The 22,854-nt window shown below is 63.5% G+C and carries 22 protein-coding genes and 1 riboswitch; of the genes, 17 read left to right on the top strand and 5 right to left on the bottom strand.

The window, feature by feature from the left end:
- Nucleotides 1-27: 27 nt before the first annotated feature.
- A complete protein-coding gene (locus tag ASE39_RS21590) occupies nucleotides 28-471 on the bottom strand; it encodes a universal stress protein (RefSeq protein ID WP_010460646.1) in 444 nt (147 codons plus the stop codon).
- Between the two features lie 189 nt (nucleotides 472-660).
- Between ASE39_RS21590 and ASE39_RS21595 the strand changes: the two genes are divergently transcribed.
- From ASE39_RS21595 to ASE39_RS21635, 9 genes are all read left to right on the top strand, one after another.
- The gene (locus ASE39_RS21595) at nucleotides 661-3,057 is read left to right on the top strand and encodes a cation-translocating P-type ATPase (protein WP_057272475.1); all 2,397 of its coding nucleotides are present in this window, start codon (nucleotides 661-663) and stop codon (nucleotides 3,055-3,057) included.
- Nucleotides 3,057-3,194: a cbb3-type cytochrome oxidase assembly protein CcoS gene (ccoS, locus tag ASE39_RS21600; protein WP_010460651.1), complete on the top strand. Its 138-nt coding sequence runs from the start codon at nucleotides 3,057-3,059 to the stop codon at nucleotides 3,192-3,194. The genes ASE39_RS21595 and ccoS overlap by 1 nt, the downstream gene beginning before the upstream one ends.
- A 64-nt stretch (nucleotides 3,195-3,258) precedes the next feature.
- Complete coding sequence (gene ccoN, locus ASE39_RS21605) at nucleotides 3,259-4,698, top strand: cytochrome-c oxidase, cbb3-type subunit I (RefSeq protein ID WP_010460653.1); 1,440 nt, start codon at nucleotides 3,259-3,261, stop codon at nucleotides 4,696-4,698.
- A 17-nt stretch (nucleotides 4,699-4,715) separates the two neighbouring features.
- On the top strand, nucleotides 4,716-5,348 hold the full coding sequence (gene ccoO, locus ASE39_RS21610) for a cytochrome-c oxidase, cbb3-type subunit II (RefSeq protein ID WP_010460654.1): 633 nt from the start codon (nucleotides 4,716-4,718) through the stop codon (nucleotides 5,346-5,348).
- Between the two features lie 12 nt (nucleotides 5,349-5,360).
- Nucleotides 5,361-5,498, top strand: a complete 138-nt coding sequence (locus tag ASE39_RS21615) for a cbb3-type cytochrome c oxidase subunit 3 (protein ID WP_010460656.1) — start codon at nucleotides 5,361-5,363, stop codon at nucleotides 5,496-5,498.
- A 23-nt stretch (nucleotides 5,499-5,521) separates the two neighbouring features.
- Nucleotides 5,522-6,424 carry a cytochrome-c oxidase, cbb3-type subunit III gene (ccoP, locus tag ASE39_RS21620; RefSeq protein ID WP_057223320.1) on the top strand — a complete coding sequence of 301 codons (903 nt, stop codon included), beginning with the start codon at nucleotides 5,522-5,524 and terminating at the stop codon, nucleotides 6,422-6,424.
- Between the two features lie 92 nt (nucleotides 6,425-6,516).
- Nucleotides 6,517-7,962 carry a cytochrome c oxidase accessory protein CcoG gene (ccoG, locus tag ASE39_RS21625; RefSeq protein WP_057223322.1) on the top strand — a complete coding sequence of 482 codons (1,446 nt, stop codon included), beginning with the start codon at nucleotides 6,517-6,519 and terminating at the stop codon, nucleotides 7,960-7,962.
- A 71-nt stretch (nucleotides 7,963-8,033) separates the two neighbouring features.
- The gene (locus ASE39_RS21630) at nucleotides 8,034-8,315 is read left to right on the top strand and encodes a FixH family protein (RefSeq protein ID WP_057272476.1); all 282 of its coding nucleotides are present in this window, start codon (nucleotides 8,034-8,036) and stop codon (nucleotides 8,313-8,315) included.
- A gap of 52 nt (nucleotides 8,316-8,367) precedes the next feature.
- Nucleotides 8,368-8,661: a hypothetical protein gene (locus ASE39_RS21635; protein ID WP_010460664.1), complete on the top strand. Its 294-nt coding sequence runs from the start codon at nucleotides 8,368-8,370 to the stop codon at nucleotides 8,659-8,661.
- Between the two features lie 60 nt (nucleotides 8,662-8,721).
- On the opposite strand, the gene fnr is transcribed toward ASE39_RS21635, so the two are convergent.
- Nucleotides 8,722-9,444: a fumarate/nitrate reduction transcriptional regulator Fnr gene (fnr, locus tag ASE39_RS21640; protein ID WP_010460666.1), complete on the bottom strand. Its 723-nt coding sequence runs from the start codon at nucleotides 9,442-9,444 to the stop codon at nucleotides 8,722-8,724.
- Between the two features lie 186 nt (nucleotides 9,445-9,630).
- Between fnr and hemN the strand changes: the two genes are divergently transcribed.
- The 4 genes from hemN to ASE39_RS21660 all read left to right on the top strand — a co-directional run bounded on the left by hemN (nucleotide 9,631) and on the right by ASE39_RS21660 (nucleotide 15,732).
- Nucleotides 9,631-11,013, top strand: a complete 1,383-nt coding sequence (hemN, locus tag ASE39_RS21645; protein WP_057272477.1) for an oxygen-independent coproporphyrinogen III oxidase — start codon at nucleotides 9,631-9,633, stop codon at nucleotides 11,011-11,013.
- Nucleotides 11,014-11,018: 5 nt separating this feature from the next.
- The gene (locus ASE39_RS21650) at nucleotides 11,019-11,777 is read left to right on the top strand and encodes a sulfite exporter TauE/SafE family protein (protein WP_057272478.1); all 759 of its coding nucleotides are present in this window, start codon (nucleotides 11,019-11,021) and stop codon (nucleotides 11,775-11,777) included.
- Nucleotides 11,778-11,992: 215 nt separating this feature from the next.
- Complete coding sequence (locus ASE39_RS21655) at nucleotides 11,993-13,291, top strand: HD-GYP domain-containing protein (protein WP_057272479.1); 1,299 nt, start codon at nucleotides 11,993-11,995, stop codon at nucleotides 13,289-13,291.
- Complete coding sequence (locus ASE39_RS21660) at nucleotides 13,288-15,732, top strand: bifunctional diguanylate cyclase/phosphodiesterase (protein ID WP_057272480.1); 2,445 nt, start codon at nucleotides 13,288-13,290, stop codon at nucleotides 15,730-15,732. Before ASE39_RS21655 ends, ASE39_RS21660 begins: the two co-directional genes overlap by 4 nt.
- Before the next feature lie 51 nt (nucleotides 15,733-15,783).
- Here ASE39_RS21660 and ASE39_RS21665 read toward each other — a convergent pair whose 3' ends face one another.
- From ASE39_RS21665 to ASE39_RS21675, 3 genes are all read right to left on the bottom strand, one after another.
- Nucleotides 15,784-16,599: a sulfite exporter TauE/SafE family protein gene (locus ASE39_RS21665; RefSeq protein WP_010460678.1), complete on the bottom strand. Its 816-nt coding sequence runs from the start codon at nucleotides 16,597-16,599 to the stop codon at nucleotides 15,784-15,786.
- Between the two features lie 420 nt (nucleotides 16,600-17,019).
- The gene (locus ASE39_RS21670; RefSeq protein WP_010460680.1) at nucleotides 17,020-17,388 is read right to left on the bottom strand and encodes a cell division protein ZapA; all 369 of its coding nucleotides are present in this window, start codon (nucleotides 17,386-17,388) and stop codon (nucleotides 17,020-17,022) included.
- Nucleotides 17,385-17,612, bottom strand: coding sequence for a hypothetical protein (locus tag ASE39_RS21675; RefSeq protein ID WP_010460682.1), 228 nt, complete (start codon nucleotides 17,610-17,612; stop codon nucleotides 17,385-17,387). Before ASE39_RS21675 ends, ASE39_RS21670 begins: the two co-directional genes overlap by 4 nt.
- A 36-nt stretch (nucleotides 17,613-17,648) precedes the next feature.
- Nucleotides 17,649-17,886: riboswitch (cobalamin riboswitch) on the top strand.
- An 80-nt stretch (nucleotides 17,887-17,966) separates the two neighbouring features.
- Here ASE39_RS21675 and ASE39_RS21680 point away from each other — a divergent pair.
- From ASE39_RS21680 to ASE39_RS21695, 4 genes are all read left to right on the top strand, one after another.
- Nucleotides 17,967-19,850: a TonB-dependent receptor gene (locus ASE39_RS21680; protein WP_057272545.1), complete on the top strand. Its 1,884-nt coding sequence runs from the start codon at nucleotides 17,967-17,969 to the stop codon at nucleotides 19,848-19,850.
- Nucleotides 19,851-19,992: 142 nt separating this feature from the next.
- Nucleotides 19,993-21,351 (top strand): cobyrinate a,c-diamide synthase, encoded by a 1,359-nt coding sequence (locus tag ASE39_RS21685; protein WP_057272481.1) that lies wholly within the window; start codon nucleotides 19,993-19,995, stop codon nucleotides 21,349-21,351.
- Nucleotides 21,348-21,950, top strand: a complete 603-nt coding sequence (locus ASE39_RS21690) for a bifunctional adenosylcobinamide kinase/adenosylcobinamide-phosphate guanylyltransferase (protein WP_057272482.1) — start codon at nucleotides 21,348-21,350, stop codon at nucleotides 21,948-21,950. Before ASE39_RS21685 ends, ASE39_RS21690 begins: the two co-directional genes overlap by 4 nt.
- Nucleotides 21,950-22,852: an ABC transporter substrate-binding protein gene (locus tag ASE39_RS21695; protein ID WP_057272483.1), complete on the top strand. Its 903-nt coding sequence runs from the start codon at nucleotides 21,950-21,952 to the stop codon at nucleotides 22,850-22,852. Before ASE39_RS21690 ends, ASE39_RS21695 begins: the two co-directional genes overlap by 1 nt.
- Nucleotides 22,853-22,854: the final 2 nt, after the last annotated feature.

Here is a 22,854-nt window from a genome sequence, read left to right on the forward strand (position 1 = left end):
GATAAGCGCTAGCATCTGTTTTGATACTTAACGCAGCACCAGCACAGGGATGTGCGAGTGCGTCAGCACATGCTGCGTTTCGCTGCCCAGCAGCAGGCGCTTGAGGCCCTTGCGGCCGTGGGAAGCCATCACGATCAGGTCGCACTTGTGCTTCTTGGCGGCCGAGATGATGGCCTCGGCCACGAGGTCGGATTTGGCGATGACGGCCTTGACTGTCACCCCCTGGGCGCCGCCCTGGGCTTTCACGCCATCGACCATGGCCTGGGCCGCGTCGCCCCATTGCGATTCGATGCGTTTCACGTCATTCGTATCGACGGGCATGCCGCCTTCGAAGTAGCTGCGTGGGTAGCGTGGCACCACCTTGAGGGCTACCGCAGATGCGCCGGTGAGGGCGGCCAGGGACAACCCATGTTCCACGGCCTTGTCCGAGAGGGGTGAGCCGTCCGTTGCGATCAGGATGCGCTTGTACATAAAAGATCTCCTCAAAGTGATGGAACGAGCTTAGGATGAATCATGTTCCGGGACTTGATGCAGGTCAATGTACGTGTCATGTCCGAACGATAGGCTTGAACCATGTCAATGTTTCGACCCGGTGCGCCGGCCCCATCCCCGGTGCATGCGCTTGGTGCTGTCCCTGGTGCGGAGCCCCCCGCGCAGGCCATGCTGCTGGATGATCCGCAGGAGTGGCCGACGTTCAGTCGCCCCCTTGCGCCAGCGGACAAGGCACCCGCAGATCCTGCCACTTGCGCCTGGGACTCCCACGTGGTGCTGGAGGGGATGCACTGCGCGGCCTGCGCGCTCACTATTGAGGATGCCCTGCGGAGGGTGCCTGGCGTATTGCAGGCAGACGTGAGTGCCGCCACGCGCCGCGCGCGTGTGGTGTGGCAACCCTCGCAGGTGCAGCCCTCGCAGTGGATGGAGGCCGTGCACAAGGCGGGCTACCGCGCCATGCCCGCCATGGATGCCTTTGTCCGCGAGCAGCGCCAGCGCGAGAGCCGCCGCGCCCTGTGGCGCTGGTTGGTGGCAGGCTTTTGCATGATGCAGGTGATGATGTATGCGTGGCCCGCGTATGTGGCGCAGCCCGGGGACTTGACGGGCGAGATGGAGCAACTGCTGCGCTGGGCCTCATGGGTCATCACGCTGCCCATGGTGGTGTTTTCGTGCGGCCCATTTTTTGCCAGCGCGCTGCGCGACGTCAGGCTGCGCCGGGTGAGTATGGATTTGCCCGTGGCGCTGGGCATGGCCATCACCTTTGTCGTGAGCACCGCGGGCACCTTCGACCCCGCGGGCATCTTTGGCCGGGAGGTGTACTACGACTCTTTGACCATGTTTGTCTTCTTCCTGCTTACCGGACGCTGGCTGGAGCTGCGCCTGCGCGACTGCACGGCCGGTGCGCTGGAGGCTGTGATGAACCGCCTGCCCGACAGCGTGGAGCGGCGCGCGGCCGATGGCAGCTTTGTGCGCGTGGCCACGCGCCGCGTCGTGGTGGGTGACACCATTCGTGTGTTGCCGGGTGAGGCGTTTCCGGCCGATGGGCGCATCACCCTGGGCAACACCCATGCGGATGAGTCCTTGCTGACGGGTGAGTCCACCCCCGTGGCGCGCGCTGAGGGTAGCGTGGTCACGGCGGGCAGCTACAACCTGCAGGCGCCGGTGGAGGTGCATGTAGAAGGCACGGGCGGGCAGACCCGCTTTGCGCAGATCGTGGCGCTTATGGAAAGCGCGTCGTTGCAGAAGCCACGCCTTGCCCAATTGGCTGACCGCATTGCCCGCCCCTTTTTGCTGGCGGTGCTGGTGGCGGCGGGCTTGGCTGCGGTGTACTGGTGGCCGTCTGACCCAGGGCATGCGCTCATGGTGGCGGTGGCCGTGCTCATCGTCACCTGCCCCTGTGCGCTGTCGCTGGCGACCCCGGTGGCGATGCTGACGGCCGCTGGCACGCTGGCACGCCACGGCGTGTTGGTGCGCAACCTGCAAGGGCTGGAGGCGCTGGCCCGCGTGGACACCGTGGTGTTCGACAAGACCGGGACGCTCACGCGGGACGGCATGGCGCTGCGGGCCGTGCGCACGGCCAGTGGGTGGAACGCCGAGGAAACGCTGTCCCTGGCTGCTTCCCTGGCGCGCCACTCGATGCACCCGGCATCGCGCGCGGTGGTGGCGGCCGCTACGGCGAGTGATGGTCGCTGGGGGGTGGCTGGTTTGCAGGAGGACGCGGGGTTGGGTTTGGTAGCCATGGTGTGCGACACCAGGAACGCAGTCCAGCCCGCGCGCAAGGTCCGACTCGGATCTGCGCACCACGCAGGCGTGGCGGCGGACGATGCCAGTACCGCGCTGCAGGTGGTGCTGTCGGAACAACATGCCGATGGCACGGTGTCAGAGCTGGCCCGTTTCGACCTGGTGGAAGACCTGCGCCTTGAGGCACCTGCCGTGGTGGCTGCGCTGGAGCAGGGTGGCGTGGCGGTGCAATTGCTGTCGGGCGACCGCATGGGCGCGGTGCAGCGTGTGGCGGCACAGGCAGGCATTGCGCAGGCGGCGGGCGAGTGCACGCCGCAGGGCAAGCTGGCTGCATTGCAGGCGCTGCAGGCTGCTGGCCACCAGGTGGCCATGGTGGGCGACGGTTTGAACGATGGCCCGGTGCTGGCCGGTGCGCACGTGTCCTTTGCGTTTGGCCGCGCAGTGCCGCTGGCGCAGTCGCAGGCCGATTTTGTGGTGCTGGGCGACAGCCTGGCTTTGGTGCCACAGACCGTGCTGCTGGCGCGCCGCACCTTGCGCGTGGTGCGCCAGAACCTGTGGTGGGCGGCGGGCTACAACGCGTTGTGCGTTCCGCTGGCGGTGGTGGGCTGGATGCCTGCCTGGCTGGCCGGGCTGGGCATGGCGCTGAGCTCATTGTTGGTGGTGCTCAATGCGGCACGTCTCGCACGTGACCTGCCTCCGCTGCCCGGGATGCAGGAGATGCTGCGGAAGGAGGAGGGGGCTCTGTCTCCTTCCTCAGTCCTTTCTGCCAGCAGTGCATTGCAGCCGTCCCTGGATCTTTCGAAGACAACCCTGGAGCCTGTCTGATGGACATCCTTTATCTCCTGATTCCGCTGTCCGTAATGCTGGTTCTTTTGATTCTGGGAGGGCTGTGGTGGGCGGTGTACCACGGCCAGTTCGAGAGCGTGGAACAAGAGGGCGAGCGCATTCTCCGAGACGGTTGACTTGTGTCAATGCCCGATAGCCCCGACTGCAACAAACTCTTACTGCATTACAAAGAGGTGCCCGATGGATTCTCCAAAAACAAGTGCTGCGCACTACAACGATACGGTGGTGCGGCAGTTTTCTATCATGGCCGTGGTTTGGGGGGTGGTTGGCATGCTGGTGGGCGTCATCATTGCCGCCCAACTTGCCTGGCCTGAGCTCAACTTCGGCATTCCGTGGCTCAGCTATGGGCGCTTGCGCCCGCTGCACACCAACGCGGTGATCTTCGCGTTCGGCGGCTGCGCGCTGTTCGCCACCAGCTATTACGTCGTGCAGCGCACGAGCCAGGTCCGCCTGTTCGCCGGGCCGCTTGCGGCGTTCACGTTTTGGGGTTGGCAGCTGGTCATCGTGGCCGCAGCCATCAGCCTGCCGCTGGGCTACACGTCCGGCAAGGAATACGCAGAACTTGAATGGCCCATCGACATCCTGATCACGCTGGTCTGGGTGTCCTACGCCATCGTGTTCTTTGGCACGATCGGCGTGCGCAAGGTCAAACATATCTACGTGGCCAATTGGTTCTTCGGCGCGTTCATCCTGGCCGTGGCGTTGCTTCATGTGGTCAACAGCGCTGCGATTCCTGCGGGCTTCATGAAGAGCTACTCGGCCTATGCCGGCGTGCAGGACGCCATGGTGCAGTGGTGGTATGGCCACAATGCGGTGGGCTTTTTCCTGACCGCTGGTTTCCTCGGGATGATGTACTACTTCATTCCCAAGCAGGCAGGCCGTCCGGTGTACAGCTACCGCCTGTCCATCGTGCACTTCTGGGCGCTGATCTTCACGTACATGTGGGCTGGCCCCCATCACCTGCACTACACCGCGCTGCCCGACTGGACGCAATCGGTGGGCATGGTGTTCTCGCTGATCCTGCTGGCCCCCAGCTGGGGCGGGATGATCAACGGCGTGATGACGCTGTCGGGCGCCTGGCACAAGCTGCGCGACGACCCCATCCTGCGCTTCCTGATCGTGTCGCTGTCGTTCTACGGCATGTCCACGTTCGAAGGTCCGATGATGTCCATCAAGACCGTCAACGCCCTCAGTCACTACACCGACTGGACCGTGGGCCACGTCCACTCGGGCGCGCTGGGCTGGGTGGGCCTCATCTCCATGGGCTCGCTGTACTACTTGGTGCCCCGCCTGTTCGGCCGCGAAAAAATGCACTCCATCAAGGCAATCGAGCTGCACTTCTGGATGGCCACCATCGGCATCGTGCTGTACATCGCCGCGATGTGGATCGCTGGTGTGATGCAGGGCCTGATGTGGCGCGCCATCAACCCCGACGGCACGCTCACCTACACCTTTGTGGAAAGCGTGAAGGCGACCTATCCGTTCTATGTGATCCGTGTGGCCGGTGGTCTGCTGTACCTGGGCGGCATGGTAGTGATGGCCTGGAACGTGTGGGTGACTGCGATCTCCGGCCGTTCGGTCAAGGTGGCGATCCCTGCCGTGAATGCGGCCCACGCCTGAGCCGAAGGAGATAACTCATGTCTAACAACAACCCATCGAATTCGACCGGCTTCTCCCATGAAAAGGTGGAGACCAACAACTTCCTGATGATCGTGCTGATCCTACTGGTGATCGCCATTGGTGGCCTCGTAGAGATCGTCCCGCTGTTCTTCCAGAAGTCTACGACCGAAGCGGTCAAGGGTGTCGAGCCCTACAACGCCATGCAACTGGTGGGCCGTGACATCTACATCCGTGAAGGTTGCTACAACTGCCACTCGCAGATGATCCGCCCCTTCCGCGCTGAAACGCTGCGCTACGGGCATTACTCGGTGGCGGGTGAGTTTGTGTATGACCACCCCTTCCAATGGGGCAGCAAGCGCACGGGCCCCGACCTGCACCGCGTAGGGGGCAAGTACAGCGATGAATGGCATCGCATCCACCTGAACAATCCGCGCGACGTGGTGCCCGAGTCGAACATGCCCGCCTACCCCTGGTTGGAAAAAAATGCCGTGGAACCCGCCAGTGTGGCCCCCCGCATGAAGGCCTTGCGCACGGTGGGGGTGCCTTACACCGACGAGCAGATCGCTGCATCTGCCGCCGACGTCAAGGGCAAGACCGAGATGGAAGCGCTGATCGCGTATCTGCAAGTCATGGGCCGCGCGCTCAAGTAAAGGAGATTCGCCATGGACATCACCACCATGCGCATCGTTGCCACGCTGGCATCGATGGCCTGCTTTGTCGGCATTTGGGTCTGGGCCTATCGGGGCCGCAACAAGGCCCGGTTTGACGAGGCCGCGCGGCTGCCCTTTGAACAAGATTGATCCCACCAGAACGAGAACACCCCATGAGTGACTTCACCAGCAATTTCTGGTCGGTCTTTGTGACCACACTGACCCTGGTCGGCATCATCGCCTGCGGCATCCTGCTGTGGATGGCGGGCCGCAAGAAGGTGATGGCCACCGCTGACAACACCACTGGCCACGTCTGGGACGAGGACCTGGTCGAGATGAACAACCCCCTGCCGCGCTGGTGGGTGTGGTTGTTCGTCATCACCATCGTCTTCGGCTTTGGCTATTTGGCGGCCTACCCAGGTCTCGGCAGCTTTACCGGCAAGCTCAACTGGACGCAAAAGGGCGAATACGAAGCCGAGATGGCCAAAGCCAAGACCGAACTGGAGCCGCTGTATGCCCGCTTTACTTCGATGAAGCCGGAAGACATTGCCAAGGACCCACAGGCACAGGCCATTGGCGAGCGCCTGTTCATGAACAACTGTGCGCAATGCCATGGCTCGGATGCCCGGGGTAGCAAGGGCTTCCCCAATCTGGCCGATGGCGATTGGCTTCATGGCGGCGCGCCCGAGAAGATCCGGGAAACGATCGAGAAAGGTCGCGTCGGCAACATGCCTCCCATGGCTGCGGCAGTGGGTTCCCCTGAAGATGTGCGCAATCTCTCACACTACGTGCTGAGTCTGTCTGGTAGCCCCCACGATTCGCTGCGTGCTTCACTGGGCAAGTCCAAGTTCACGGCATGCGCAGCCTGCCACGGTATGGACGGCAAGGGCAATCAGGCACTGGGTGCCCCGAATCTCACAGATGACATCTGGCTGCATGGCTGGGGCGAGGCGGCCATTACTGCCATGGTCAACAACGGCAAGGTCAACCAGATGCCCGCTCAGGCGGACAAGCTCACAGAAGCTCAGATCGGTGTACTGTCGGCCTACGTCTGGGGCCTGTCGAACGGCAAGTAGGTGCCCTGCACGTTAAACCTTGGAGGGTACTTTGGTGCCACTCCAAGGATTGTTTGAACTGAGTACTTCGAAGCAAACGGATCGACACCACCATGAAGCCACCCAGCGAGCCCGCTCGCAAGGTCATCCCGATTTCACCGATTGCATCCGATGGCTCGTCGCAGGGCGAGATTGTGTCTCTCTACGAGGCGCAAAAGAAAATCTATCCACGCTCCATCAGTGGCGTGTTTGCACGCTGGCGCTGGGGCATGGTGTTTCTCACGCAGCTCGTTTTTTACGGGCTGCCGTGGTTTGAATGGGGGCAGCGCCAGATGGTGCTGTTTGACCTGGGGGCTCGGCGGTTTTACATCTTCGGCCTGGTTCTGTACCCCCAGGATTTCATCTACCTCACGGGCCTGCTCATCATTTCTGCGCTGTCGCTGTTCCTGTTTACGGCGGTGGCGGGGCGGTTGTGGTGCGGATTTGCGTGCCCGCAAACGGTCTATACCGAAATGTTCATGTGGATCGAGCACAAGATCGAAGGTGATCGCAGTGCCCGACTACGGCTGGACAACGGCCCATGGACCTTCGAGAAAGTCCGCAAGAAGTTCTTCAAGCAGGTGATCTGGATCGCGGTGGCGCTGTGGACTGGGTTTACGTTCGTGGGCTATTTTGTGCCCATCCGTGAGCTTGGTGCGGAGTTGCTGGTGATGCAGGGGGGCTGGCAGATATTCTGGGTGCTGTTCTACGGCTTTGCCACGTATGGCAATGCGGGCTACATGCGCGAGCAGGTGTGCAAATACATGTGCCCCTATGCGCGCTTTCAGAGCGCCATGTTCGACAAGGACACGCTGATCGTCAGCTATGACGTGGAGCGGGGCGAACCGCGCGGCCCGCGAAACAAGAACATCGATCACAAGGCCAAAGGTCTGGGCGACTGTATTGACTGCACGCTGTGCGTGCAGGTATGTCCCGTGGGCATCGACATCCGCAAGGGGCTGCAGTATGAGTGCATTGGTTGCGGGTTGTGCGTGGATGCTTGCAACACGGTCATGGACAAGATGCACTACCCAAAGGGGCTTATCCGGTTTTCCACACAGAACGGCGTGGCGCAGCGGTGGAGCCAGTCGCAGATCCTGCGCCGGGTACTCCGGCCGCGTGTGCTGATCTACAGCGCAGTGCTGGTAGCCCTGTGCGTGGGCATGATGGCGAGCCTTGTCACGCGCACGCCGCTCAAGGTCGATGTTGTGCGTGACCGCGCTGCGCTCTCTCGCATCGTCGCCGGTGGCAAGCTGGAGAACATCTACCGCCTGCAGATCATGAATGCAACCGAAGGACCCCAACGCTATCGCATCGGTGCGCGTGGCCTTGAAGGGCTGGAAGTGGCGTCCGATGCTGAGGTGGAAATCGGAGCGGCGGAGTCCCGGTGGGTGGCTGTCCGACTGCAGATACCGTATGGTTCGGCGCCTTCAGGATCGCACGCTGTGCAGTTCGACGTGCAGGCACTCGGCGGGGCCGCCCATGTGACTGAGAAATCCGTGTTTCTGGTGCCGCGGTAACGCGCGTGCACACTGGTGCAAGGTCTTGGTGGGCCTTGCTTTGACGAAGAATATTTTTGAGGAGTCATCACATGCCATCCAGTTCAGCCCTCGGCACTGCCCCTTCCGCTACGGCGCCATGGTGGAAGTTCGGCCATGTCTGGTTGATCATCGCCGGTCCTGTGATCGTGATCATTGCGGGTTTTGTCACCCTCTGGCTGGCGATTTCGCGTCCCGACCCCGTGATCGCCGAGGACTATTACCGCCAGGGCATCGAGATCAACAAGACGCTGGAGGCTCCACACAAGAGCCTGGCTCCCGCGATGAAAGGCCGCAACCATGCGGCCACTCCGGTCCAGGACCAGCCGCGCTGAACACCCCCTGGCCGTGCGGTTTGTCTGCGCGGCCTTACCAGGAGAAAAATCAATGTGGACGCAACGCCTGATGTGGATTGCATGGCCCGCCTTCTTGATGGCAGGCGTCATGGAGGTGCTGGTTTTTGCGATGGTGGATCCGCAGGACTTGCACTGGTTTGGGCAGCCGTTGGCGTTGTCGCGTCAGGGCGTCTACACGCTTGCTTTTTTCGCGTTCTGGATGATCACCATGGCGTCCAGCGCATTGACGACATTGTTGGCGATGTCGCCCTTTGAACTCAACCGCTGCCCGGTCCCCGAAGGGGATCGCCCCGATGACTGTCGAAAGACTTCATCTTGCCCTTGATGGGCTGCGATAGCTGGCCGGTAGATCTGGAGAGAGGCCGCCGCCAACGCATCGCCTTGGTCAGTGGCAGGCCTGCTGGTTGTTCACGATGCGCTTGAGCGCATCGGTTTCCAGGATGCGCACATGGCGCTGCTTGACCTCGACAATACCTTCTTCCACAAACTTGGAAAATGTGCGGCTCACGGTTTCGAGCTTGAGCCCCAGGTAGCTGCCAATTTCCTCACGCGTCATGCGCAGTACGAGTTCGGACTGTGAAAACCCACGGGCATGCAAGCGCTGCACAAGGTTCAGCAGAAACGCTGCCAGGCGTTCCTCGGCGCGCATGCTGCCCAAGAGCAGCATCACCCCATGCTCACGCACGATCTCGCGGCTCATGATCTTGTGCACATGGTGTTGCAGCGCGGTGACCTCGCGGGACAGTTCTTCGATGCGGTCAAAGGGCATGACACAGACTTCTGCGTCTTCCAGGGCCACTGCGTCGCAGGTATGGTGATCGTTCACGATGCCATCCAGGCCGATAATCTCGCCCGCCATCTGGAAACCAGTGACCTGGTCGCGTCCGTCTTCGGTGGCTACACAGGTCTTGAAGAAGCCGGTGCGGATGGCATAGAGCGATGTGAAGGCTTCGCCGTTGCGAAACAGCGTTCCGCCCCGTTTGATCTTGCGGCGGACGGCAACGACTTCGTCAATGCGTTGCAGTTGGTCTTCGCTCAGGCCAACCGGCATGCACAGCTCGCGCAGGTTGCAGTTAGAGCAGGCGACTTTGATGGTGAGCGGGTTCATAGGCACAGGGGCTGGGTTAGGTTTGAGCATATCGCCTCATCTGCCTGTAAGACAGGCTTGTGGGTACGGATGGGCGAATGACATGCATCAAATTGTCGCTGTTCGGCCCCGTGCATCACTTGATTCAGGTCAAGGACATGAGGGTCAGCTTACGGCACAGTCAAAGTGTACGCAAGGAATTTGCCCATGACTGCTGTTTCGCCTGATCTTCTGCGCCGTTTCGACGTGCCAGGGCCCCGCTATACCTCTTACCCAACCGCCGACCGTTTCGTCGAGGCGTTTGGGCAGGACGACTATGCGCTTGCACTGGAGCAGCGCAGGCTGGGCTCCATGACGAAGGCGTTGCCGTTGTCACTGTATGTGCACATCCCATTTTGCGAGTCGCTGTGTTACTACTGTGCGTGCAACAAGATCATCACCAAACACCATGATCGGGCAGATACCTACCTGCGGTACCTGAGCCGCGAAATCGATCTGCACACAGCGCACTGCGGCACGGGGCAGGTGGTGAGCCAGCTGCACCTGGGTGGTGGTACGCCTACTTTTTTGTCCGACGACGGCTTGCGTGAACTCATGGCCATGCTCAAGCGCAGCTTCTCGCTGGCGCCGGGCGGAGAGTATTCGATTGAAGTAGATCCCCGCACCGTCAATGCCGACCGCCTTGCCGTGCTTGCGGAACTCGGGTTCAATCGACTGAGTTTTGGAGTGCAGGATTTTGATCCTGAGGTTCAAAAGGCTGTTCATCGCATACAGCCTGCCGAGCAGGTGTTTTCGCTGGTGGAGTCCGCACGTTCGCTGGGTTTTGAATCCATCAATGTGGACTTGATCTACGGCCTGCCGCGCCAGACGCCCGAGTCGTTTGATCGCACGCTGACCCAGGTTGTGCAGCTGCGGCCTGACCGCATCGCCCTGTATGCCTATGCCCACCTGCCGGAGCGCTTCAAGCCCCAGCGCCGCATTGTTTCTGCCGAGTTGCCCACGGGGGCGGGCAAGGTGTCGATGCTGTCCCGTTCGCTGGCTGCCTTCATGGACGCTGGGTACGTGTATGTGGGCATGGACCACTTTGCGTTGCCGGCCGACGCATTGGCGGTTGCCAAGCGCCAGGGCCGTCTGCACCGCAACTTCCAGGGCTACAGCACACAGCCCGATTGCGATCTGATTGGCCTGGGCGTGTCGGCGATTGGCCGGGTGGGGGCGACCTACAGCCAGAACGCAAAAACTCTGGACGAGTACTACGATTTTCTGGACCAGGGGCGCTTGCCAGTGGTGCGTGGGCTCGCCCTGACCCGCGATGACCTGGTACGCCGCGCCGTCATCATGGCGTTGATGTGCCAGGGCGAGTTGTTGTTTGAGCCCATGGAGCAGGCCTGGTTGATCGACTTTCGGGCTTACTTCTCTGCCGAGCTGGAGCAACTGGAAACCATGGCTGAGCAGGGACTCGTCGTGGTGAGACCCGACGGGGTCGAGGTGACGGCCATGGGCTGGTTCTTCGTGCGCGGCATCGCCATGGTTTTTGACCGTTACCTGCAGGCAGATCGCAACCGAGCCCGTTTTTCGCGCATCATCTGACTCTCATGATTGCAACGGTTGCCTCGACCGCCTTGCTGATGGGACTGGTTGGCGGGTCCCATTGCTTAGCCATGTGCTCCGCGCCCTGCGCAGCGTTGGTGGGGCAGGGAGAGTCGCGGAGTTTGCACAAGACGGGTGGGGATTTGGAGGCACAGGCTTCCTCGCAGACGGTCCAAACTGTGCAATGGATGCCTCGGGGTGGTGTCATTCGGCGCACGGCTGCTTTCCATGTCGGTCGGCTGGCTGGGTATGCCGTGGCGGGCGGTTTGGCCGCGCTCGCCATGGACAGTCTGGCATGGTTGACCCAACAGACGGCGGCGCTGCGCCCGGCGTGGACCCTGGTCCATGTCGCGGTGATGGCCTGGGGGTTGATGATGATGGTCCAGGCCCGCCAGCCTCAATGGGTGGAGCAGGCGGGTCGCACTGTGTGGTCACATGTCAAGCCGCTTGTCAGCGCCCCTGGCGGGGTTCTCGCTGCAGGGGGACTCTGGGCGCTAATGCCCTGTGGATTGCTCTATTCGGCCCTGTTGGTAGCCGCCCTGAGCGGCGGACCCTTGGAGGGGGCGTTGACCATGGCGTTGTTTGGCCTGGGCAGCGGTGTGTGGCTGGTGGGCGGGCCGTGGGCATGGGCACGGCTGAAAACACGGATCAATACAGCGCGTGCGGACTGGGGGACCCGTATCGCGGGGGGCTTGCTCTGCGCAGTCGCCAGCTGGGCACTGTGGATGGACTTGGTCTACAAACCATCGCTGTGGTGCCGTTAGCTTGTTTCCAACCGGAAGTTGCAGAGCAAAGGGGTTGACGGGGGGCTTTAAACCCATGTCTATACAAGGGTGATCTGGGGTGGGCTTCGCGGACGCATCCAAGTGTTGCCGCGCCGCTGCGGTGCAGGCGCAGTCCTTCGACAAGGCCCCCGAACTGGCGATAATCTATGTAACCATTGGTGGCATTGAAGTCGCCATGTTTCACACGCCCCGAAGTGAACTCTTCCATCCTCATCGACATCAGCCAACTGCGTGTCGGCATGTACATCCAGCTCGACTTGGGCTGGATGCATCATCCGTTCCCGGTGAGCAGTTTTCGCGTGGCGTCGGCGGAACAGATTGCCACCCTGCGTGAACTGGGGCTCACCGAGGTACGTTATCTCCCCAAGAAGAGTGATCCAGAACTGAGGGAACTTGTCCCCGCCGCCTGGAGCGTCCCGGAAATGAAGGCACCGTCCTTGAACGGACTGGATGCGGCAGGCTCCGCCGCGACCGTGGACCCGGAGGCGCTGCGCAGGCGTGAACTGCTGGAAGCTCAGAACCGGACTCTGGCAGTCTGTGACCAGCGATTTGGAGAGGCCACCCGCCAATACCAGGCGCTGGAGCGTGTGGTCTCCGAACACCCCGACCAGGCGCGTGCCAAAGGCGATACGCTGGTGTCCGGATGTGTGGCCGAGCTCCTCGAAAACGGGGATTCCGTCATCCGGCTGCTGTCAGAAGGTGTCGGCGAGCGCAATGCCCTGCATCCGATCAACGTGATGGTGATCTCTCTGTTGCTGGGCCGCGCACTGGGTATGAAAAGTGCCGAGCTGCACGACCTTGGCATCGCGGCGTTGATTCATGACCTGGGCAAGCTCAAGCTGCCACCGAATCTCAGGCAACCTACGCCCTCGATGATTCCGATGGAGCGCACGCGCTACGAGACCCATGTGGGTGAGTCTGTGGCGCTGGCCACGCGCATGGGCTTGCCCGAAACCGTGCTTACCGCCGTTGCCAGGCACCATGAGATGGCCGATGGCAGCGGGTTTCCATTGCGGCTGTCAGGGCCCGACTTGGGGCGTGCGAGCCAGGTGCTTGCGTTGGTCAATCGGTATGACCGCATGTGCAACCCTGCCAACGGAGTGGATGCGCTCACGCCCCACGAGGCGCTGTCAGTCATCTTTGCGCAGCTCAAGGCGCGGTTTGATTCTGTGGTCCTGGGTGCATTCATCCGCATGATGGGGGTGTACCCACCGGGCTCCATCGTCCAGCTGGTCAACGACCGTTATGCGATCGTCGCTTCAGTCAATTCTTCGCGACCCCTGCGGCCCAAGGTCATTGTTCATGACTCCCGGGTCCCCAAGGATGAGGCGCCCATATTGGATCTGGAAACCGTGCCAGAGCTGGGCATCCGGCGCAGTCTCAAGCCCGCGCAATTGCCACGCGATGCCCTGGACTACCTTTCCCCCCGTCAGCGTATCTGCTACTTTTTCGAGCGTGCAGTCAGCCCCGGCCCCGAAGAGGCTGGTTCGTGACCGTTGTGCAGTCCCACGGCTGGCTCGACGGTTTGCAGGAAGCTGTCTGGTTGGTCGATGAGGCCAGCCTGCTCATCCTTCATGCGAATGCCGCAGCGCAGCGGCTGGTGGGTTTGCCTGCGGCCTCTATGGTTGGCACGCCAGTGCTGCGTCTGGCTTCCACACCACAGGATGTTGCGTTCTGGGGGGAGTCAGCGCAGGTGGTTGCAGACGGCATCCATTCCCACACCAGCCTTTTGCGCGCAGATGGAGCTCTGGTGCCGGTTGACCGGCGGGTGACACGCGTTCCGGGAGAAGGGGCTTCGGGCACCGTTTTCATGCTGACGATGCTGGACCGGAGTGTCCAGGATGCCACCGAGCGCGAGCTGGAAACCTTGTTGTCTGAACTGCGCGCGACGCTGGATTCCGCCGCCGATGGCATGCTCGTCTGCAGCCTTGATGGCCGGGTGAGGGCCTTCAACCAGCGGCTTGCGCAGTTGTGGAATATTCCCCGTGATTTGCTGGTGCAGCGCAACGATGCGGCGGTGTATGCGCACATGGCGGCCCAAGTGGAAGACGCACGTTCCTACTCGGAGCGCCTGGCGGCCATTGCACGTGAGCCGATGCAGGACAGTACAGACATACTGGTGTTGAAGAGTGGCCTGGTGCTGGAGTTGCGGACCGTGCCCCAGTTTGGCCAGGGGCTGCCCGTGGGGCGCGTGTATTCCTACCGGGACATTACTCGCCAGACGGAGATACAGGTCAGCCTCAGGCTCGCAGCCCGGGTGTTTGAGTCCAGTCTCGACGCCATCTTCATCGCCGACAGCCATCACCGGGTCCTGCGCATGAACCCGGGTTGCGAGCGCCTGGTAGGGCCTTCCGCCAAATCGTTCGAAGGATGCATGGCCGCTTCTTTGTTCGGAGGGGGTTCGGATGCGGCTTTCATGGAGCAGGTGCTGCAGGGTTGGGCGGAGGATGGTTTCTGGGAGGGCGAGCTGTGGCTCCCCAGGGACAATGGCACCTATTGCGCGGTGCAGCTGTCATGGGTGGCGCTGCGCGACGATGAAGGGCGCCTGGTGCAGAGCATCGGCTTCATGCGTGACCTGACGCTGCAGCATGCGGCCCAGAAGCGCATCGAGGAGCTGGCCTACAGCGACGTGCTCACCGGCCTGCCCAACCGCCTGCTGTTGTCGCAGCGGGTGGACACGGCCATTCAGGGGGCGCGCCAGAGCGACACGGGTTTTGCGATCCTGTTCCTGGACCTCGACCGTTTCAAGATCATCAATGACTCCCTGGGCCATCCTTTTGGGGACCGTGTGCTGCAACTGGTCGCCGAGCGCCTGCAGGCCTGCCTGCGCCAGACGGACATGTTGTGCCGATTGGGCGGCGACGAGTTTGTCATCTACCTGCATGGTGGAGATGCCGTAGTGGCAGAGAGTGTGGCGCGCCGTATCCTGGAAGACATGCTCAACCCTTTCATGCTCGACAGCATGGGTTTCTCCATTCAGTGCAGCATTGGTATTGCGTTGTATCCGCAGGATGGTGCAACGCTGGACGACCTCATCAAGCAGGCCGATACGGCCATGTACCGGGTCAAGGAACGGGGGCGTGGCAGCTATGGCTTTTACCAGCCGCAGATGAACGCCAATCTGCTTTCCCGCATGCAGATGGAGCATGCGATGCGCCAGGCGCTGGGGTTGGACCGCATGGCGGTGCACTACCAGCCGCAGGTCAACATGGCCACCGGGCGCATCACGGGGGCGGAGGCCCTGATCCGCTGGACCGACCCCGAGTTCGGCGCCGTATCGCCGGGGCAGTTCATTCCCCTGGCGGAGGAGTCAGGCTACATCGTCACTCTGGGCGCGTGGGTCATGGAGCAGGCTGTGCGCGAGGCGGCGGTGTGGATGCACAGTGGCATGCCAATCATGATCTCCGTGAACGTGTCGGCGCTGGAGTTCCGGCAGCCGGATTTCGTGGACCGTATCACCCGGCTGCTGGCCGTGCACCAGCTGCCGCCCACGTTGCTGGAGCTGGAGCTGACCGAAACCATCCTGCTGCAGGATGCGCAGGAAATGGAGCAGCGTCTGCGTGTCCTCGCCGGCCTTGGGATTGGCTTGGCCATCGATGATTTTGGTACGGGATATTCCAGCCTCGCGTATCTCAAGAAGCTGCCGATCAGCAAGCTCAAGATCGACCAGTCGTTTGTGCGCGGCCTGCCCGACGATGATGGTGACCGGGCCATCGTGAGCGCAATCATCAGCATGGGGCGTGCCATGCACATTGAGGTGGTGGCAGAGGGGGTGGAAACAGAAACCCAACAGGCGGTGCTGCTGCAGATGCAGTGCGACCACTACCAGGGGTTTCTCTGTGCACCTGGCCTTCCCGCCCAAGAGTTTCGAGCCCTGCTCAGCAAACCATTGCCCTTGAAGGCGCAGGGCCGGCGCAGTCCAGTCCAGAACTGAGGCCATCCTGCTGCTGCGCCACCCCGGCTGCCCCGGGGGCGTTCGCAAGGCTTAAAACGCCGCGATGCCCTTCCAAAGCATGTAGGCCGCCAATCCGAACAACAAGGACGCGAACACGCGCTTGAGCTGCTTGACTGGCAGGCTGTGCGCGGCCTTGGCGCCCAATGGGGCGGTGAGGACGCTGCAGGTCGCGATCACTGCCAGCGCGGGCAGCCAGATGTAGCCCAGCGAAGCCGCAGGCAATCCGCTCACGTTCTGCCCGCCGATCACATAGCCCACCACATTCGCCAGCGCAATTGGAAACCCGAGCGCAGCGCTGGTGGCCACGGCATTGTGGATGGGCACGTTGCACCAGGTCATGAATGGCACGCTCACGAACCCGCCACCGGCACCTACCAGGCCCGACAGGAACCCGATCACGCCACCTGCAGCCACCTGGCCAGCGCCACCGGGCATCTGGCGCGTGGGGGCAGGTTTTTTGTCCAGGAACATCTGTGTGGCGGAGAAGCTGACGAACAAGGCGAAGAAGATGGCCAGGAAGGAGCCCTTGAGCAGGGCGAACACGCCCAGGCTGGCCACAAACCCGCCCAGCACGATGCCGGGTGCCAGGCGTTTCACGATGTCCCATCGCACCGCGCCACGCTGGTGGTGAGCCCGCACGCTGGAGATCGATGTGAACATGATGGTGGCCATCGATGTGGCAATCGCCATCTTCACTGCGAGATCGGGAGCCACCTTCTGCGCGCCCAGGATGTAGGTCAAGAAAGGCACTAGCAGCATGCCACCGCCAATGCCCAGCAGCCCCGCCAGAAAACCTGTAGCCAGACCAAGTACACCGAGTTCAACAATCAGCAAGGGATCGAGCATGGCGCACAGTCAGGCAAGGGTGGAACGAGGGCGGGGACGCGCGGAGAAATGCCCTGTCGGAGGTGCTGCAGCGTTTGGTTGCGGTGACAGGAGCATGCGGAATAAGGTGTCTGCGAATGCCACCGGACTCTCATCCTGAACCGGGGGTTCAGGTGGGCGAGGGCAGCCAAGCGTTGGGTTCATCTGACGCGAGATGATCACGCTCACCGGGCAATGTACCAAGCCCGAGCTCGTTGAGCATTGGTTCAAGGAAATATAAAGCCCGGCGGCTTCGCAGACATCGTCATTGTAGGCGCTGGCGCCTTGCACCGCAGATATGGGGCCATGTAAAGCCCGTAAGCTTTTGGGACGTGCAGCAAGGGGTCGGTTCTGCATGCGCCACCGCCGACCTGGATGCGATGTCCGGCAGGCAGGGCCTTGTCAAAGAAGGCGGCCGTCGTCGCCCAGCGCCTGGTCCAGCCGCTGCACCAGGCCATGAAGGCGCTGCTGGTCTTCGTCGGGCAAGAGGGTTTCCTGCTGACCCGTGCTACCGGTTGCGATGGCCGGGCTGGCTGCTTTGGCAGCGGCGCCTGCTGCCAGATCGGCTGCCTCGCGGTCGGCGATCTCGAAGGCCAGATTCAAGGCCGCCAGCACGGCGATGCGTTCGCGGGCGCGGACCTTGCCCGCGTCGCGGATGCGTGTCATGGCGGTATCGACACGCTCCACGGCATCCAGCAGGCGGCTTTCGTGGCCCTCGGGGCAGGTCAGCAAGTAGCTTTGCTGCAGGATCTGCACCTCGATTTGCTTCATTCGGCTTCCTTCGTGACGACGGGGGCTGCTGCGGGCAGGCGCTCCAGCAGTGCATCGACGCGGGCGCGCGCAGCACTGAGGCGTGATTTGAGGGAGTCCCGCTCCTGCGTCAGCGCAGCCACCTGGTCAGTCAGCAACGCGTTGGTGCGTTGCAGTTCTGCGTGGCGCAAAAGCAGGCGGTCAACGCGCTCGGCGATCTGGTCGGTGGGGGACGGTGTTGCCATACAGCCCTCGATTGTAGGGTTGCGGGTTGTAAACGGTCGTAAAATCCCGCTGTTGGTGCTCGCGGTGTGGTTCACATGCCGCAGTTCAACGGGAAGCAGGGAGGAGGCGCCAAACCTGGCGCGCCCAGCCTGCGCTGCCCCCGCAACGGTCAGCGGACGAATCACCCGATTCTCTCTCCATCCATAAGCCACTGTGTGCCTTGAACAAGCGCATGGGAAGGCATTGGGGGGTGTTCCGCCAGCCCGGATACCGGCCAACACGGTGGCTGCGTGCGCCCGCTTGGACGCTTCGCGGCTGTATCACCCATATGCTGGCGGGAGGCCGGCCCGGGTTGTTTGTTGACGATGATCCCCATGAAAATCCGTACCCTCCGTGCGCGCCCTGTGGCGTTGCTGCGCCTGCCTGTTCACCGTATTGCCGCAGTGACCCTGGCTGTCGGCACTGCCTGCACTGCCATGGCGCAAACCGCCTCCGCAAACGGCGAACTGCTGGCCCAGAATCTGCGCACGCCGTCGCTTTCCGAAACTGTGGTGGCTGCCACGCGCACGCCCCAGCCGCTCGCTGACCTGGTGGCCGACATCTCTATCGTGGACCGTGAAACGATCGAAAACAGTGGCGCCACCGGCCTGGCCGACCTGCTGGGCCGCCTGCCTGGCGTAGAGTTCTCGCGCAATGGTGGCCCGGGCACTACCACGGGTGTGTTCCTGCGCGGTGCCGAATCGCGCTTCACCGCGGTGTACATCGACGGGGTGCGCATCGATTCGCAGTCCACCGGCGGCGCGCCGTGGGAGAGCATTCCGCTGGGTCTCATCGACCGCATCGAAGTGCTGCGCGGCCCGGCTGGCGCCGTGTATGGCTCGGATGCCATGGGTGGCGTGGTGCAGATTTTCACCAAGCGCGGCGAGAACGGCGTGGCGCCCTATGTGGGCGTGGGCATCGGCAACCACAACACCACCAAGGTGGAAGCCGGCATCAGCGGTGCCAGTGGCACCGTGGACTACGCGCTGGGCTTTGCGCGCGATGACAGCAAAGGCTTCAACGCCCGCACGCTGGCCACCCAGAACCCCGACCGCGACGGCTACCGCACCACGGCGGGCCATGCCCGCGTGGGCCTGCAGGTCGATGCGGCGCACCGTCTGGAAGGTACGCTGATGGTCAATGATTCCAACAGCGGCTATGACAGCGGGCTGGGCAAGGACGACCGCAACCTGCACACCATGCACGCCCTGGGCCTCAACTGGATCGCGCAGTGGAGCAGCGCCTACAAGACGCGCCTGTCCATCACCGACTCCCGCGATGAATACGAAACCCGCCCCTCGCCCTATCTGAGTGACACGCGCTTGCGTGGCTATTACTTCCAGAATGAATGGCGCCAGGGTGCGCACCTGGTCACGGCCGCGCTGGAGCGCCGCGAAGACCGCCTGGAAAACGCTCCCATCGATGCCAAACGCTCGCAGGACGCGCTGGCCCTGGGCTATGGCTACAACGCTGCAGGTCACACCGTGCAGCTCAATCTGCGCCACGATTCCGACAGCGAGTTTGGCGGCAAGAGCACCGGCAGCGTGGCCTACGGCTATGCCATCACCCCGCAGTGGCGCGCCACGGCGTCGGTGGGCACGGCCTTCCGCGCGCCCACGCTGTACCACCGCTTCAGCGAATACGGCGTGGCCACGCTGCGCCCCGAAAGCAGCCGCAATGCCGAAGTGGCGCTGCGCTACGCCCACGGCAATAGCACGTTCTCCACCACGCTGTTCCGCAACCGCGTGAGCAACCTGATCTCGTTCTCCGGCCCCGGTACCTGCCTGTCGGACTTTGGCTGCTACGCCAACACGGCGCGGGCCGAATACAAGGGCGTGACGTTTGCCGGCTCGCACCGCGTGGGCGACGTGCAGTTGCATGGATCCATCGATCTGCAACGCCCGCGTGACCTGGACACCGGCAAGCAGCTCGCGCGCCGCGCCAAGCAGCACGCCACCTTCGGCGCCGACACGCGCCTGGCGGGCTGGACCGTGGGCGCCGAAGTGCAGGCATCAGGCCGCCGCTTCGACACCGTGGCCAACACCAACGTGTTGGGCGGCTACGCGCTGTTCAACCTGTACGCCAGCACCCGCATTGCGCGTGACTACACGCTGCTGGCCCGCATCGACAACCTGGCCGACAAGGACTACCAGCTGGCCCGCACCTACGCCACCGCAGGCCGCACGGTGTACGTCGGTGTGAAGTGGGCGCCGCAGTGAAGCCCCCCCTGAGGCGCTGCGCGCCTTCCCCCCACGGGGGGACGCCACCCGTGGCCTGGCGGAGCCAGTTCCACGGTGGCACTGGCTTCGCGCGTGCCAGTTTCATAGGCATGCCGGGCATGTGTCCCACAGGGTTGCTGAAATGACCTGGTGCCCCGCGCTGCTGATTGCAGCCCCGGCTTCCGGCCAGGGCAAGACCACCGTCACCGCCGCCCTGGCGCGCCTGCATGCGCGCCATGGGCGGCGGGTGCGGGTGTTCAAGTGCGGGCCGGATTTTCTTGACCCGCACTGGCACCAGCTGGCCAGCGGGGCGCCGGTGCACCAGCTCGACCTCTGGATGAATGGCGAGGCGGACTGCGCGCAGCGCCTGCATGACGCGGCGCGCGAGTCGGACCTGGTCCTGATCGAAGGCGTGATGGGGCTCTTTGACGGCACGCCCAGCGCGGCCGACCTGGCCCGGCACTTTGGTGTGCCCGTACTGGCCGTGGTCGATGCCTCGGCCATGGCCGGCACGTTTGGCGCGCTGGCTTTTGGCCTGCGCCACTATCGCCCGGGCCTGCCCTGGGCCGGCGTGCTGGCCAACCGCGTGGGCAGCACGCGCCACGCCGACATGCTGCAGGGGGGCTTGCACGACGCCGACGACTGGATGGGGGCGCTGATGCGGGTGCAGTCCGGCACCGCGCCCGCTGCGGGCAAGGCCGGTTCGGCGCTGCTGCCCGAACGCCACCTGGGTCTGGTCGCGGCGCATGAGCTGCCCGACAGTCTGCAGCGGCTGGACGCCGCCGCCGATGCCCTGGCGGCGACACCCCTGGGCCAGATGACGCTGGAGGACCTGCAGCGCTGGGCCGTGGAGTTTCCGGCTCCCTCAGTGGGAGCCGCCGTGCCGCCGCTGTTGGCAGGCCGCACCGTGGCCGTGGGGCGCGATGCGGCGTTCTGCTTCATCTATGCCGCCAATGTGGAGTGCCTCACGCAAATGGGTGCACGCGTGGAGTTCTTTTCGCCCCTGCACGACGCGGCGCTGCCCGACTGCGATGCCGTGTGGCTGCCCGGCGGCTACCCCGAGCTGCACACCGCGCAGATCGCCGCCAACACCGGCATGCAAGCCAGCCTGCGCGCCCATGGGGCCGCAGGAAAACCCTTGTGGGCCGAGTGCGGCGGCATGATGGCGCTGTTTGAATCCATCACGCTGGCCGACGGCAGCACGGCCCCGCTGTGGGGTCTGCTGCCCGGCCGCGTGGCCATGCAAAAACGCCTGGCGGCGCTCGGGCCGCAGCAACTGACCGTGGCGGGGAACACCCTGCGCGGCCATACGTTCCATTACTCCACCAGCAACAGCAATGCGCCTGTGGTGGCCCGCACGGCCCGCCCGAACGAGGCGGTTGCACCGGATGCGGGTGAAGCGCTGTACCAGCAGGGCAGCCTCCACGCCAGCTATTTCCATGCGTGGTTCCCGTCCAGCCCTGAGGCGGTGGCGCATCTGCTGGGAGGCGTTTCGTCATGACCCCCACCCCGCACCCCATCACCACCGAGCTCATTCTGGGTGGCCAGAAAAGCGGCAAGTCGCGCCGCGCCGAGCTGCTGGCGCGCGACTGGCTGGCGCAATCCAGCGACCACCGCGCGGTGTTGATTGCCACGGGGCAAGCCTGGGACGACGAAATGCGCGAGCGCATCGCCCGCCACCAGCGCGACCGCGCCGAGCGCGTGCCCGGCCTGCAGACGGTGGAAGAGCCGCACGACGTGGCCGCGGCCGTGGCGTTGCACAGCACGCCGCAGACCCTGCTGGTGGTGGACTGCCTCACGCTGTGGCTCACCCACTGGACCATGCCCATGGGTGTGGAAACCATGAATTTTGAACAAAAACAGGCTCTAGCGCTTGATTGGAAAGCGCAAGAAGCTATGTTTTTGATAGCGATTCGGAAATCCCCCGGCCCCGTTGTTCTGGTGGGCAACGAAATTGGCCTGGGGGTCATCCCGATGGGGCGCGAGGTGCGCGCCTTTGTGGATGCGCTGGGTACGCTCAACCAGCAGGTGGCCCAGGCCTGCCCCCGCGTCACGCTGATGGCCGCCGGGCTGCCCCTCACTTTGAAAGAACCTTGCTGATGAAACCCACCCCCGTGCGCCGCATCCTGTGGGTCATCGCCATCCTGTTGTTGCTGGGCCTGCTCATGGCCGGGCTGGCGCAGGCGCAGCCGGTGCACATCAAGGACGACAAGGGCCGCGAGGTCTCACTGCCCCGCCCCCCGCAGCGCATCGTGAGCCTGCTGCCCTCGTTGACGGAAAGCGTGTGCGAGCTGGAGCAATGCCACCGGCTGGTGGGGGTGGACCGCTATTCCAACTGGCCCGAGGCCGTGATTGGCAAGCTGCCCAAGGTGGGAGGCGGTATCGACCCGAGCATCGAGGCCATCGTGGCGCTCAAGCCGGACCTGGTGCTCATGTCCGTCAGCTCGCGCGCCAGCGACCGGCTGGAGGCGCTGGGCCTCACGGTGGTGCAACTGGAGCCCAAGACCCATGCCGATGTGCGCCGCGTGCTGGGCACCGTGAGCGACCTGCTGGGCGTGCCCCGTGCGCAGGGCTCCGACCGCCTCTGGCGCGTGATCGATGCGGGTGTGTTGGCGGCGGCACAGTCCCTGCCACCCAAGGCCAAAAATGCGCGCGTGTACTTCGAGGTGAGCCGGGGGCCTTACGCGGCGGGCGAGGCGTCGTTCATCGGCGAATCGCTCACCCGGCTGGGGGTGCGCAACGTGGTGCCGGCGTCGCTGGGCCCGTTTCCGCGCCTGAACCCCGAGTTCGTGGTGCGCGCCAACCCCGACATCATCATGATCGGCAACCGCAGCATGCAGGCCATGGTGCCGTACCCCGGCTGGGCCAGCATGCGCGCCATCCGCGACAACCGGCTGTGCGTGTTCGGCCCCGGCGATTCCGACGTGGTGGTGCGCCCCGGCCCCCGCATGGCCGAAGCCGCCCGCATCATGGCGCGCTGCCTGGTGGAGAAAGCTCCATGAAG

It is taken from the genome of Acidovorax sp. Root267 (assembly GCF_001429215.1).
Taxonomy (GTDB): Bacteria; Pseudomonadota; Gammaproteobacteria; order Burkholderiales; family Burkholderiaceae_C; genus Acidovorax; species Acidovorax radicis.